Raw genomic sequence first — 12,891 nt, 5'->3', positions numbered from 1 at the left:
TCAAATATGAAATAATATGCACAAAAAATCCAAGTCACAGAAGCGATTCACCTTAAGAGTAAAGATAGCTCCCAAAAGAATCCAGAAAAAACGCTGATTTTCTGCGTGACCAACCGGTCTGCTGAAAATCATTTTTATTTTAAGGGCATGCGGGCTCTCTCAGTTCCGGAAGACTCTTCCAGGAATTCTATATTGCGTTTCAGTCCTGCAAATTTGGTTCTCTTAACCGGAGACTTCCTGAATATTTCTGAGAAAAGCTCCTGGGTGAGTTCTTTCCATTCACCCTTCCTGAAGCTTTTCAGGGCTTCATTAGGCCTAAACCTGGTCTGAAGGTTAGGTGCCGCGAATCTATTCCACGGGCATACGTCCTGGCAGATATCACATCCGAACATCCAGTCGTCCATTTTATCTTTGAAATGAACAGGAATTTCATCCCTTAATTCTATGGTTGCATACGATATGCATTTGCTGCCATCCACAATTTTTTCAGAAACAATGGCCTGTGTAGGACACGCATCCATACATTTGCGGCAGGTTCCGCAGTGATCTGTGGTAGCATGGTCCGGTACCAGCTCAAGATCGCAGATGATTTCCGCCAGGAAATAAAAGGAGCCGCTCTGCCTGGTAATCAGATTGGCATTCTTGCCCACCCAGCCGATACCGGATTTCCGTGCCCAGCTCCGCTCCATGACAGGAGCAGAATCTACAAAGACCCTAAACCCGAAATCTCCGATTTCTTCCTGGAGCTGTGCAACCATTTCTCGAAGGATCTCCTTGATCACTTCATGGTAATCTTCGGCATACGCATATTTGGAAATTTTAAAATTCTCCAGAGGGGAAATTTTCTCTTCAGGGAAATAGTTGTAGGAAAGAGAAATGACAGATTTCGAACCTTCCACCAAAAGCCTCGGGTCCAGCCTTTTGTCAAAATGGTTCTCCATATACTTCATCTCGCCATGGAAATTATTCTTCAGCCAGGCTTCCAGCGGGCGCGCATCTTCTTCCAGGAAGTCCGCTGCCGAAATCCCACAGTTCTGGAATCCGAAGCTTTTGGCTTTGGATTTAATCAGCTGGGAATATTTTTCGGCATTTGAATTCATAATTTCACCTTGCAAAACTAAGATTATTTTATAAATTTGTTAGGGTTTGGGCACGTGAATCATTTCATCTGCCTTTACTCTATCATTTTAACCCTAAAATTTACAAGAATTATGTCGTTAGCAGAAGTATTACAATCAGGAAATTATGAATTAATCGATGTCCGTGAGCCGATGGAGCTCGAAATGGACGGAAATATAGACGGTGCTAAAAACATCCCGCTGGGTGAAGTGGAAGACAGACAGGATGAAATCCTTTCTCTTGAAAAGCCTGTGATTATTTTCTGCAGAAGCGGAAACAGAAGCGGAAAAGCATTGGAATACCTGAATAGCCAGGGTCTTAAAGAAGGATATAACGGCGGTGGCTGGGCAGAGCTGAAATCCGCTATTGATGCTAATAAAGGAACTTTTTAAGGTTCCTTTTTTATTTAAAAACAGCCCTATGACTTTACAGGAAAGATTCCGTAAAACCTGTTCCGCATTCAGTGCTGACCATACGCTGACCGTTGACCTTTGGCTTGAAATTGAAAATCTGTACACAGAAAAGAGCAGGCATTACCACACGCTTGAGCACCTGGAGCATATGTTCCGGGAACTGGATGCCGTGAACGCAAGCATCCAGAATTTTGATCTGATTTCATTCTCAGTATTTTACCATGATGCAGTCTATGATGCTTCCTCGAAATCCAACGAAAAGAAAAGCGCAGCCCTCGCAGAAAAGAGACTCCGACAGCTACAGCTAAGCCCGGCATCTCTCCGGCAGATTACAGAACAGATCATCGCCACACAGCTGCACGAATGTTCTGATAGCACGGATACGAATTATCTTCTCGACGCCGACCTGTCTGTTCTGGGCAAAGAATCAGCTGTTTATCAAGAATATACCGAAAGAATCAGGAAAGAATATTCTATCTATCCTGATTTTCTGTACCGGCCGGGCAGGAAAAAGGTACTCCGCCATTTCCTGGACATGGATCGTATTTTTAAGACCGACGAATTTATCCGGAAATATGAACACCAGGCCAGGGAGAATATCAGAAAAGAATGGGAAGCACTCTGAGATACCTTAGATCCTGACAACAAGTCTGGAAAGCATTTCTAAGTATTCCCTGAAATCCTTTGTATAAATTCTGCCGCCCTGCTGATTACTCTCTCAGGAACTTCTTTATGAGGACTGTGTCCTGTATCCGGAATAATATATTTTTCCGCGGTTCCGCTTACCTGAGTAACGGTCTTTTCTACCTGATCCAATGTGCCGTATTCATCAGCTTCTCCCTGGATAAAGAGTAAAGGACAGGTAATATCCTGAAGCAGATATTCGATAGTCCAGCTGCGGAACCTTTCGCTCAGCCAGATTTCCGTCCAGGCCCTGACCAGCATGTCCACTTTATCCCCATGGTATTTACGGAGCCGTACAGGCAGATCGGATGTGCGGTAAGCCTGTAAAGCGTCCTGTACGCCCTGTACCGTAATATTTTCTACAAAAATATGCCCGGCTTCACAGATAACGGCTTTTATTCTTTCAGGGTACTTTGCCGCGGCAATCAATGCAATGGTTCCGCCATCACTGTGCCCGAAAAGGATGGCATCGGAAATTCCCAGTTTTTCCAGGAGGCTGTTCAGAAGATCTGCTTCCAGCTCCATATAGTCATTGGTACGGTAATGATCCTCCATCGGATAAGACTTTCCATATCCCAGGCGATCATACAGCAAAACATTGCATTCCGCAGCCTGAGACAACCGTTCAGGAAAGTCCCTCCACAGCTGAGCAGAACCTAGCGAGTCATGCAGGAAAACCAGCACAGGCCTTCCTTCAAAAGCAGAAGTATATTCCGTATACAGTGTCTTACCGTCGACAGTAACGAGTTTATCAGTCATACAAGTTCTTTAAAAAGACGGCATCCTGGCTTCGTCAAACTCCTTCAGCAGGTTATTGAAAACGGTTTCTACAGGAAGTACCTCATCAATCAGGGCGGAAACCTGCCCGATTTCAAGTTCACCTTCCTCCATATCGCCTTCAAACATTCCACGTTTGGCTCTGGCACGGCCTAAAGCTGTAATTAAAGCTTCGGTATTTCTTCCGGTGGTATAAATACCTTCCAGCTCATTAAAGAATTTATTTTTGACCATCCTTACCGGCGCGAGTTCTTTCAGGGTGAGATGGGTATCCCCTTCCTGCAGCTCGGTAATTTTCTTTTTCCAGTTTTCATGGGCACTGGCTTCAATAGTAGCGGCAAAACGGGACCCGATCTGCACGCCGTCGGCTCCGAGGATCATAGCTGCTTTCATCTGTGCTCCCAAAGCAATTCCGCCTGCGGCGATCAGAGGTTTTGATATATGTTTCTTCACATTGGGGATCAGGCAGAAGGTAGTCGTTTCATCTCTTCCGTTATGGCCGCCCGCTTCAAAGCCTTCCGCTACAATGGCATCCACTCCGGCATCTTCACATTTAACGGCAAACTTTGTGGAAGAAACCACATGCGCTACTTTGAGTCCTTCTTTCTGAAGAGTCTCCGTATAGGTCTTCGGGTTTCCGGCAGAAGTAAAGACGATTTTCACGCCCTCTTCCAGAATGATGCTGATCACTTCATCAAGGTTCGGATACAGCATGGGTACATTCACCCCGAAAGGCTTGTCGGTAGCCTGCCTGCACTTCTGAATATTCTCCCGTAAGATATCCGGATACATGCTTCCTGCGCCAATGAGGCCCAGTCCTCCGCAATTGGATACGGCTGATGCCAGTTTCCAGCCGGAATGCCAGATCATTCCTGCCTGTATGATGGGATACTGTATGTTGAAAAGTGCGGTAATCCTGTTGCGGTCCTGCTGCATATCGTGAAGTTTTTTAGCTGAATTGAAATCTATAAAATTACTCATGACGTAAAAATACTAAAAACAGAAGTTTTCAGGAAATACGATCTGAATTTTAGGCATAAAAAAACCTCCAGGAAACCTGAAGGTTTTGTACTGTTATTTTTTGATGGATTCTTTTTTCCAGTCTCCTTTGAAGTTGCAGGTGTCGTAGCGCCCGTCGATGGAGATAAAGGTAGTTGGAAGCTGTTTGTTGACATACTTCTCAACCATTTCACTTTTCTTCTTGTTAAGCGCCATCTGCTTGATCCGGTCATAATCGGTTTCCAGGGTAATCTGGTGGGCTGGGATCATGTCTTCGACCTTAACGATCTTCACCACTTTCCTTTTTCTTTCGTCAATATCCTCAAATGCTGTGGTAATGTCATTTTTGTTCAATCCGGCAAGCTCGTAGCTGATGGTTCCCGGGATCGTTTCCTTTTCTATTTTGCTGGAACCGTCTGCTCCGGGAATCAGTCCTGCATTGAACTTGGTCCTTTTATCATCAGAGAACCTGAATGCGGCATCCTTAAAGGTCATTTTACCGTCTAACACCAGTGTCCTGATGCTGTCAAGCTTCTTTTTCGCTGTAGCGACTTCTTCATCGGTTGGCGTAGCCAGCAGAAGGATATGCCTTGCATCATAGATTTTTCCTGATTTTTTAACCAGCTGAATGATATGGTACCCGAATTCCGATTCCACAGGATCAGAAATTTCACCTTCCTGAAGGTTCAGTGCTGCCGCCTCAAAAGGCTTCACCATCTGTCCCTTTGAAATATTCTTCATCAGCCCTCCGTTAGATGCGGATCCCGGATCTTCCGAGTAGATCCTGGCCTGACTCTCAAAGGTCTCTCCTCCAAGGATGTCCTGCTTGATTTTCTTAAGTTTATCAATCAGTTCCTGCTTATGGGCTTCGGTAAGCTTCGGGAACATCATGATCTGTCCTAATGAAACTTCATCCTTGATTTCAGGCAGCTGCGATTTGTACATATTGTAAAAATCTGTTACCTCATTCGGGGTTACGTCTGCCTTGTCTGTGATCCTCTGGTATTTGGCCTGTCCGTAATAGGTATCGGTATCGATCTTTTCGATCGCATTTTTCATTTCATAGGCGTTCCTGAATTTGTAGGCGGCAAGCATTGCTTTTTCATCCGGGAACTGAGCGAGCATCTGGCTGTATTTGGCATTGGCCTGCTCTTTAATCGCCGCAGAACGGTTTTCAATCAGGGTATCCTTTTTAGCCTCATAAACCATAAGCTTATTATTCAGGAGGTTTTCCAGGAATTCGCACTTATCTATATTGGAGGCCCCCTGCTGCTTGGCGTAATTCATCTGCTCATTAACGTCAGATTCCAGGACGATCTCATTCCCTATTACCGCTGCAATACCATCCACAAGCTCTCCCTGCTTCAGCTGTGCATGCATTGACGCTGAAAACAGCATCATGAACATCCCGAACAGGAAAGTAACTTTTAGTCTATTTATCATTGTATAATTTTAACAAGTTGCAAATTTAGAATTCTTAGCGAATTACACTTCATTTTTTATTATAAATATTTCTTAAAAGAGCAATTTACTGAAGTTCGATATCGAAGGTTGTCAGCTCCTTAAACTGTCTCAACCGGGTGAACATATCAGCTTCACTTACCTCCTGGATGCGTTCGGTTCCGAATTTTTCCACCGTATAGGATGCCATGGCAGATCCTACGATTAAGGCAGATTTCATGGTTTCGAAATCCACCTTGCCTTTTTTAGCCAGGTAAGCCGCAAAACCTCCGGCGAAAGTATCTCCGGCCCCGGTAGGATCGAAAACCTCTTCCAGCGGCAGTGCAGGGATTGCAAATACCTTATGGTCGTGGAATAGCAATGCCCCGTGTTCGCCTTTTTTAATGATCACATATTCAGGACCCATCTCATGGATTTTCTTCGCGGCTTTTACCAGCGAATACTCTCCGGAAAGCTGCCTTGCCTCTTCATCATTAATGGTGATCACATCGGTTTTGGCAATCATCTCCATTAAAATATCCCAAGCGGAATCCATCCAGAAATTCATGGTATCCAGGATCACCAGCTTAGGGCGCTGATTCATTTTTTCCAGTACGGAAAGCTGTACGCCGGGATGAAGGTTCCCTAACAGAAGGATTTCCGAATCCTGCATGGAATCAGGGATCTTGGGATCAAAATTTTCCAGTACATTCACTTCGGTAGCCAGTGTATCTCTTGTATTCAGGTCGTTGTGGTATTTTCCTGCCCAGAAGAATGTCTTACCTTCTTTTACGATTTCGATTCCCTCAATATTGATATCCCTTCCGGTAAACATATCCAGGTATTCCTGCGGAAAATCTCCTCCTACTACAGAAACGATTCCGGATTTTACCCCTAAAATGGATGAAGTGATACCGATATATGTGGCGGCACCTCCTAAAATCTTATCGGTTTTCCCAAATGGCGTTTCGATTGCATCAAATGCAACACTTCCTACAACTAAAAGTTTCATATTTTTTTAAAGTATTATTAAAAGTAAATCAGTTTTTCCATTCAAAGGTATCCAGCAGGTGCTTCATATCTTTTTTGATATAGTCCACTGCAGGCGCCAGAGAGTCCGGCTTCGGCCTGGAATTGAAATAAAGGTATGCAGTGACGAAATGCCTGGTGCTGTCCGTCACATAAAACTGAAGATTGGAGGCAGTCTGCCCTTTCAGTTCGTAAAAATTCCCGTATACTTTTCTTTCGGGATATTCGAAGGATTTCGTATCAATGGAACTCGCTTTAACAGTGTGTTCGTACACCATTTTCTCCGCCTCACGGATATGATCTGCAAAATCATTTTTGATCGGATAATAGGTCACGAATATTTTCGCTTTCATTTTAGGATAATTCAGGTAATACCAGCAAGGCCTTTTGGCATCCGTAATCCTGGCAAAATCAGAATATTCAAAAGTATAGGCACAGTTATTTTCAAATTTCCGGTATGTCGCGGCCGGATATTCCAGGCGCAGTTCGCCGCTGGGCTTAGGGACCGGATCTTTCCCGCAGGATATCAGAAGTGCCGAAACGAAAATTAAAATGATATTTTTAATCATTTTGCAAAAGTACAAATTAGATTTCAGATTTAAGAAGACAAATTTCAGGCTCTCAGCCACTTTTGAATATAGGTTTCAAGAGGTTTGGGAAATGATTTTTCATGGGAAGCTTCCTTATCGGTGACAAGATACCCGTTTTCAGCAATTAATTGATCCCATACTTCATCTGAAGTCATTTCAACTTCATAGATCTCTATGCACAGGTTTTTATGGGTAAGCTTATGGCCGATGACCTGTAGTCCTACGATATAGGTTTCCAGCTCTTCGGGAATCTCCGGAGGGAATTCGAAGAGTTTTTTCCAGATGAAATCATCTTTACGCTGCTGAATGAGAAACTGCCCGTTCCGGTGAACAAAATAATACCTGAGCTGAAGGTTTTCCGTTTTTACTTTTTTGGTCTTTACAGGAAATGCGGATACTTTGCCGAGTGAATATGCCAGACAGTCATCATTAACCGGACAGCTGTGGCACAACGGATTCTTAGGCTTGCATATTTCCGAACCCAGATCCATCATCGCCTGGTTGAAATCCCCTACATCATCGGGCATGATAAGCTTTGACAGTTCTGAGAAATAGGCGAAGGCACCGGAACCTGAAATATCATAATCATCTGCGAAAAGCCGGCTCAGAACACGGTAAAAGTTTCCGTCAACAGCCGGCATTTTACCATCAAAGCAAATGCTGGAAACTGCGGCAGCCGTATATTTACCCACGCCTTTAAGCTTCAGGATTTCCTCATATTCTGAGGGAAAAACACCCTGATAATCATGCATGATCTGCTGTGCCGCCTTATGGATGTTGATCGCCCGTGAATAATACCCCAGGCCTTTCCAGTAGAGCATGACTTCATTCTCATCTGCCGCTGCAAGGGTTTGTACATCCGGAAAACGGCTGATGAAATTGTTGTAATGGTTCAGGCCCTGGCTGATCCTGGTCTGCTGGAAAACGATTTCGCAGATCCAGATTTTATAAGGGTCTTTGGTTTGTCTGAAAGGAAGGTCTCTCGCATTTTTTTGGTACCAGCCGAGCAGCCTGTTTCCTATGTGAAGAAATTGTGAAGTTCTGTTTTGATGTTCCAACAGCTGAAGTAATCTAAATTAAGATACAAAGATACGCTATTTATCTTTCTGAACGGGATACACCGGGGCGCCTTTCAGCCACTGGTATTTAAGGTCTTTTTCTTTGGCAAGGAACCTGTAGCCTTCCAGTTTTTTAAGATAAATATAGACAGAATCTTTTCTGAGCTTCAGCTTTTGAGGAGAAAGAAACTGCAAAGGATACTCCACAACAGAATCCCGGGTGGTTTTGAGGAGTTCGCCATTATTCAGTTTATAAATATAGACAGGTTTCCCCCTGCCCTTTGAACTGTCTGTAAGCTTTACATCGGATGCACTGATGACCATATCGCTGGTATCAAAACATTCATTCCTGTTCATGACATAAGCTTTCCCCTGCTGCCTTTCATCTGCAAAAAGATCTACTTTGTAATGGTCCGGCCTGCGGTATTCCTTTTCACACCCTATGCATAAGAGAGCGATAACTACCGGCAGGATATTCCTGAATATCGTGTTGTTGATGCTGATTTTCATATGAGATAGAAAAAACCGACACGCACGCATCGGTTTTAATTGTATATATCAGTAAGTTAATCCTGTGTGTATTCTGCATCCCATTCGTTACCGTCATCTCCTTTATGTCCGTCAAGTTTAATAACGAAACTTTTGGTAGGGAAATAAGGGGTTAAACGGATGTCCAGCCATACTCTGTCTTTATTGACCTTATCCTGCTCGAAACGCACGATCTTGAATTTTTCAATCAGTTTATCCGGCCCTTTGATCCCGTCAAGGAAGGTTACGATCTGTCTTCTCAGGTCATCCTCGTTCCTGGCATTCCAGTTTTCAAAGGCTCTCCTGTTCAGGAAATCAAGGAGTACTTTGGTTACATAGTCGAATACACGAACCACAGAATAGGTCTGAAGCCCGATATTATCTCCCGTGAACAGGGTTTTGGCAGAGAATGCCATGATTTTACCGTATTCATTAACCATCGGTACCAAGCCCATTTTCTCCAGCTGGGAAATTTCGCTTTTCTTCAGCTCAAATTTTACGGCATCCACTTCGTTGATGTTCCCGTGTTTTTTACCTGCAGCCACCTGTGACATCAGGGTCTTATGGATTTTTCCTGCAAGGGAAGTAGATGGCGGAAGCTCTACGTTTTCCTCCTCTCCCACTTCTTCTGCCTTTCCGCGGCCTACGAGCCAGTTGCACGTCATGATGACATTACTTCTGTGCAGTTCTCCCCCGGTAAGGTTAGCCGAATGGAAAAGGTCTACCACATCATCCGGTTTATCAAGGTTGGCAAAATCCGTCACCATCATTACCTTATTCTCGTTACAGATCTTGGCCCATTTCTCAACGACTTTGTTAGATCCCAGATAGCCAGGGATCGCCAGAATGGAATAATTGTCCCTCAGATCCAGACGATCATAGTAATTTTTGAATTCTTCGCCGATGGCATCAATAAAGATCGGGTTGTCCAGGTCAGAAACCTGATCGATGCTCGCATTAACGATGCTTACATTATCTACTTTATCAAGTTCGGTATTTTTATAGAACTGGGCTACGGTCCTGTAGTTGGTTTCCAGCATACGGACTGCATCCAGCGTATTTTTAAGATTGCTTTTAAGGCTCTGGTCTGCCTGATGAGCTTTGTTTTTGCAGGTTTCAGCCATAGCGTCGGCTGATTCATTGCCTTCCAGAAGGCTTACCCACAGGTTTATTTTCTGAAGCAGCTCCTTTCTTTCGTCTGCTTTATTGCTGTCGTTAAGGAATATTTCTTTTCTGGCCTTCCTGGTAGGATTCATGTTGGCGATGCCGTCCACTACAGATTCTACGAATCCGAATCCGCCTATTTTATTGAGTTCCGCAAGCGCGTTTCCTTTCTGCTGGCCTGAGTGCTGCTGCTGTTGGCCCTGTTGCTGGCTTTCGGCTGCCTGTAATTTACTATCCATGATTGTGTTGTCTTTAGGTTATTTTTCAAGTTCTTGTGCCACTTCTTTCAGTACTTCTACGAAAGCAGCCCGGGTCTGCTCATTCTCCAGCATATTACGAAGGATTTTATTCGTTTTAAGCTGGCGCACAATTTTGTTGTACTGCTCCTTTTCCATGTTCAGCTGCTGAAGGTACTCTGATTTCTGGGTAAGGTTTTTGGGAGTGAAGTCACCAAGGTTCTGAAAACGGAATTCCTCTTCCACCACATTGCCATCTGCCGTTTCGTGCTGCACGGCCACGGTAGGCTGAAAGTGTCTGAAGACGTCTTCCACGGTCTTTAACCCTGTTACGATTTCAGGAGTGTAGGATTCTTCTGTTGTAAGCTGGCTTACAATCATCGTTTTGTTCTCCTGTATTTGCTGAATAGCTTCGTTAGCATCTACTTTGACCTCGTTTCCGCCAACGCCGTAATTAAACATTGCCATATTATTGTTATTTTGAGATTTCTTATTTTGGTGTAGACCGGCTTTATCTGAATCAAATAACTGACCAATCCAATGTTTAAATTTAAAAAAAAACTGTAACATACAAAATTTTGTGAAAGGTTTTTATTGAATATGACTGATAATTAATGCCTGTTAACCTTCCTAGGTCTTTACAGGATCACTAAACTATGAAAAATTAATAAAAAAAACGCATCAGTGTGATGCGTTTCTGTGTTAATTCTTCCGGGCAGTTTCCTACCAGATTTTTATTCTTTCCTCAGGAGCTTTGTACATTTTGTCTCCCGGCTTGATGTCGAATGCCTTAATGAACGAATCCTGGTTCACCAATGGTCCGTAAGCCCTGAAAACACCAGGAGAATGCGGGTCCGTCTTTACCTGGTTCACCATATACTGGTCTGTGGACTTGGTTCTCCACACAGTTGCCCAGCTCATGAAAAACCGCTGGTCCTGATTGAATCCGCTGATCAGGCCGGGATTTCCGTGGTCTTTCAGGTACATCTGCAACGCATCATACGCTACAGCCACACCTCCCAGGTCACCGATATTTTCCCCGCTGGTAAATTTACCGTTAACAAAGCTTCCTTTTACCGGCTCGTACTGGCTGTACTGGGCAGCCAGCTGGCCTACTTTGGCATCAAAGTTCTTACGGTCTGCATCGGTCCACCAGTTATTGAGGTTTCCGTCCCCGTCAAACCTGGAACCGCTGTCGTCAAACCCATGGGAAATTTCATGCCCGATTACAGCACCGATTCCTCCGAAATTCACGGCAGCATCGGCTTTAGGGTTATAGAACGGCGGCTGAAGAATGGCGGCAGGGAATACAATCTCATTATTGGATCCGCTGTAGTACGCATTCACGGTCTGAGGAGTCATTCCCCACTCGGTTTTATCCACCGGCTTCCCTACTTTATCCAGGCTTCTCTGGTATTGCCATGCTGCTACATTCTGCAGGTTGGAATAAAGCGTTGCACCCTGTTTAGGGGCATCCACTTTTAGCTCGGAATAGTCTTTCCATTTGTCCGGATAAGCGATTTTCACAGTGAATTTGGATAACTTTTCCTGAGCCTTGACTTTGGTTTCAGGCGACATCCAGTCCATATCGTTGATGTGCTGTTTGAAAGATTTCAGGATGTAATCGATATACGTTTCCATCTGTGCCTTCGCTTCAGGAGTGAAGTACTTTTCCACGTACAGCTTCCCGAAAGCTTCCCCCAATACGCCGTTAACAAGTGATAAACCTCTTTTGTTCATCGGCCTCTGTTCTTTCTGTCCCTGAAGGTATTTGGAATAGAAATCAAACCTGATCTGCTCCAGATTGTTATCAAGGTTGCTTGCATTGCCGTTGATCAGGTGGTATTTCAGGTAATCCTTTACCAGCGGAAGGTTCTTCTGGCTCAGGAACTGGTCCATATTCTGGTAGTATTTCAGTTCCCCGACAATGACCCTATCGGTATTTACGCCTGCATCTTTAAGGTATTTGGCCAGATTGATGTTTTTAACCAGCCCTGAGAGCTCAGACACGTTTTTAGGATTGTACCTCAGATTGGCATCCCTGTTCTGCTCAAGCGTTAAAAGGTAGTTGGCCAGCTGCTTTTCAAAATCAACCACATTCTGTGCAGCCTGAGGTGAGTTCTTGTAGCCCAAGACCCCGAAGAGCTTGCTTACATAATTCTGGTATTCCGCAAGCGTTTTGGTATTGGCTTCATTTACTTTCTGGTAATAATCCCTTCCGAGCCCAAGGTCAGGACCGCCCAGGTATACCGCATTCATTTTGGAATTCTTCATATCTGCGCCTACTCTCCATCCGTAGAATGAATTATCCCCTACTTTTGTGGCATCAAGAAGGTATTTCTGAAGGTCATTCAGGTTTTTAATGGCATCGATTTTCGCAAGATCGCCTTTGATGGGAGCCAGGCCTTCTGCATTTCTCTTATCGACATCCATGAAGGATGCATACAGGTTCTGGATTTTTTTTCCTTCAGATCCGTCTGAATAGCTTTCAGAAAGGATTTTATTCAGGATATCCAGAGAGTTATCATCCACATTTTCCCTCAATGCATTGAAAGAGCCCCAACTCGCTTTATCAGATGGAATCTGAGTGGTTTTCACCCAATTCCCGTTCACATAATTAAAAAAATCATCCTGCGGACGCACGCTTTTATCCATATAGGATAAGTTGATCCCCTCTTCTTTTGCTTCCTCCTTCACCGGTTCTGCAACCACTGCTATGGCTCCGGACTGCTGAGATTTGTCAGCAGTTGCCTTCGTGCCACATGAGTTTAAGAATACAATACCGCAAAGGGCAAGTATTCCGATATTCAGTTTTTTCATTAAAAAAATTATTTTTATTTACACAACGTATCAA

General features: G+C 44.1%; 13 protein-coding genes. 2 read left to right on the top strand and 11 right to left on the bottom strand.

All coding sequences use genetic code 11. The features are described from left to right. Positions 1-134: 134 nt before the first annotated feature. Positions 135-1,100 (bottom strand): tRNA epoxyqueuosine(34) reductase QueG, encoded by a 966-nt coding sequence (queG, locus tag CGB83_RS17695; RefSeq protein ID WP_100077016.1) that lies wholly within the window; start codon positions 1,098-1,100, stop codon positions 135-137. A 111-nt stretch (positions 1,101-1,211) separates the two neighbouring features. Here queG and CGB83_RS17690 point away from each other — a divergent pair, with 111 nt between their 5' ends. Both CGB83_RS17690 and CGB83_RS17685 read left to right on the top strand, forming a co-directional pair. After that, complete coding sequence (locus tag CGB83_RS17690; protein ID WP_100077015.1) at positions 1,212-1,511, top strand: rhodanese-like domain-containing protein; 300 nt, start codon at positions 1,212-1,214, stop codon at positions 1,509-1,511. A 28-nt stretch (positions 1,512-1,539) separates the two neighbouring features. Next, entirely contained in the window at positions 1,540-2,157 is a 618-nt protein-coding gene (locus CGB83_RS17685; RefSeq protein WP_100077014.1) for an HD domain-containing protein, read from the top strand. Positions 2,158-2,195: 38 nt separating this feature from the next. On the opposite strand, the gene CGB83_RS17680 is transcribed toward CGB83_RS17685, so the two are convergent. The 10 genes from CGB83_RS17680 to CGB83_RS17635 form a co-directional block, all read right to left on the bottom strand. After that, positions 2,196-2,975, bottom strand: a complete 780-nt coding sequence (locus CGB83_RS17680) for an alpha/beta fold hydrolase (RefSeq protein WP_100077013.1) — start codon at positions 2,973-2,975, stop codon at positions 2,196-2,198. Positions 2,976-2,984: 9 nt separating this feature from the next. After that, entirely contained in the window at positions 2,985-3,929 is a 945-nt protein-coding gene (locus CGB83_RS17675) for an NAD(P)H-dependent flavin oxidoreductase (protein ID WP_100077647.1), read from the bottom strand. A 138-nt stretch (positions 3,930-4,067) separates the two neighbouring features. Continuing rightward, positions 4,068-5,435 (bottom strand): peptidylprolyl isomerase, encoded by a 1,368-nt coding sequence (locus tag CGB83_RS17670; RefSeq protein ID WP_100077012.1) that lies wholly within the window; start codon positions 5,433-5,435, stop codon positions 4,068-4,070. 85 nt (positions 5,436-5,520) lie between these two features. Beyond that, positions 5,521-6,444: a PfkB family carbohydrate kinase gene (locus CGB83_RS17665; protein WP_100077011.1), complete on the bottom strand. Its 924-nt coding sequence runs from the start codon at positions 6,442-6,444 to the stop codon at positions 5,521-5,523. Between the two features lie 28 nt (positions 6,445-6,472). Then, complete coding sequence (gene gldD, locus CGB83_RS17660) at positions 6,473-7,030, bottom strand: gliding motility lipoprotein GldD (protein ID WP_100077010.1); 558 nt, start codon at positions 7,028-7,030, stop codon at positions 6,473-6,475. A gap of 44 nt (positions 7,031-7,074) precedes the next feature. Next, complete coding sequence (gene mutY / locus CGB83_RS17655; protein ID WP_100077009.1) at positions 7,075-8,109, bottom strand: A/G-specific adenine glycosylase; 1,035 nt, start codon at positions 8,107-8,109, stop codon at positions 7,075-7,077. A gap of 36 nt (positions 8,110-8,145) precedes the next feature. After that, positions 8,146-8,619, bottom strand: a complete 474-nt coding sequence (locus tag CGB83_RS17650; RefSeq protein ID WP_228419985.1) for a hypothetical protein — start codon at positions 8,617-8,619, stop codon at positions 8,146-8,148. Between the two features lie 56 nt (positions 8,620-8,675). Then, complete coding sequence (locus CGB83_RS17645) at positions 8,676-10,040, bottom strand: DUF5458 family protein (protein WP_100077007.1); 1,365 nt, start codon at positions 10,038-10,040, stop codon at positions 8,676-8,678. 18 nt (positions 10,041-10,058) lie between these two features. Continuing rightward, positions 10,059-10,607 (bottom strand): type VI secretion system contractile sheath small subunit, encoded by a 549-nt coding sequence (locus tag CGB83_RS17640; protein ID WP_100077006.1) that lies wholly within the window; start codon positions 10,605-10,607, stop codon positions 10,059-10,061. 153 nt (positions 10,608-10,760) lie between these two features. Next, positions 10,761-12,857 carry a M13 family metallopeptidase gene (locus CGB83_RS17635; protein ID WP_100077005.1) on the bottom strand — a complete coding sequence of 699 codons (2,097 nt, stop codon included), beginning with the start codon at positions 12,855-12,857 and terminating at the stop codon, positions 10,761-10,763. Between the last annotated feature and the right edge of the window lie 34 nt (positions 12,858-12,891).

The sequence above is a fragment of the Chryseobacterium camelliae genome (assembly GCF_002770595.1).
GTDB lineage: Bacteria > Bacteroidota > Bacteroidia > Flavobacteriales > Weeksellaceae > Chryseobacterium > Chryseobacterium camelliae.
Note: the sequence above shows the minus strand (reverse complement) of the source record. Positions and strands in the feature narration are given on the sequence as shown.

Bases quoted from the DNA above. Each gene is read 5' to 3' on its own strand.
- queG (WP_100077016.1), bottom strand. From the start codon at position 1,100: ATGAATTCAAATGCCGAAAAATATTCCCAGCTGATTAAATCCAAAGCC.
- CGB83_RS17690 (WP_100077015.1), top strand. From the start codon at position 1,212: ATGTCGTTAGCAGAAGTATTACAATCAGGAAATTATGAATTAATCGAT.
- CGB83_RS17685 (WP_100077014.1), top strand. From the start codon at position 1,540: ATGACTTTACAGGAAAGATTCCGTAAAACCTGTTCCGCATTCAGTGCT.
- CGB83_RS17680 (WP_100077013.1), bottom strand. From the start codon at position 2,975: ATGACTGATAAACTCGTTACTGTCGACGGTAAGACACTGTATACGGAA.
- CGB83_RS17675 (WP_100077647.1), bottom strand. From the start codon at position 3,929: ATGCAGCAGGACCGCAACAGGATTACCGCACTTTTCAACATACAGTAT.
- CGB83_RS17670 (WP_100077012.1), bottom strand. From the start codon at position 5,435: ATGATAAATAGACTAAAAGTTACTTTCCTGTTCGGGATGTTCATGATG.
- CGB83_RS17665 (WP_100077011.1), bottom strand. From the start codon at position 6,444: ATGAAACTTTTAGTTGTAGGAAGTGTTGCATTTGATGCAATCGAAACG.
- gldD (WP_100077010.1), bottom strand. From the start codon at position 7,030: ATGATTAAAAATATCATTTTAATTTTCGTTTCGGCACTTCTGATATCC.
- CGB83_RS17650 (WP_228419985.1), bottom strand. From the start codon at position 8,619: ATGAAAATCAGCATCAACAACACGATATTCAGGAATATCCTGCCGGTA.
- CGB83_RS17645 (WP_100077007.1), bottom strand. From the start codon at position 10,040: ATGGATAGTAAATTACAGGCAGCCGAAAGCCAGCAACAGGGCCAACAG.
- CGB83_RS17640 (WP_100077006.1), bottom strand. From the start codon at position 10,607: ATGTTACAGTTTTTTTTTAAATTTAAACATTGGATTGGTCAGTTATTT.
- CGB83_RS17635 (WP_100077005.1), bottom strand. From the start codon at position 12,857: ATGAAAAAACTGAATATCGGAATACTTGCCCTTTGCGGTATTGTATTC.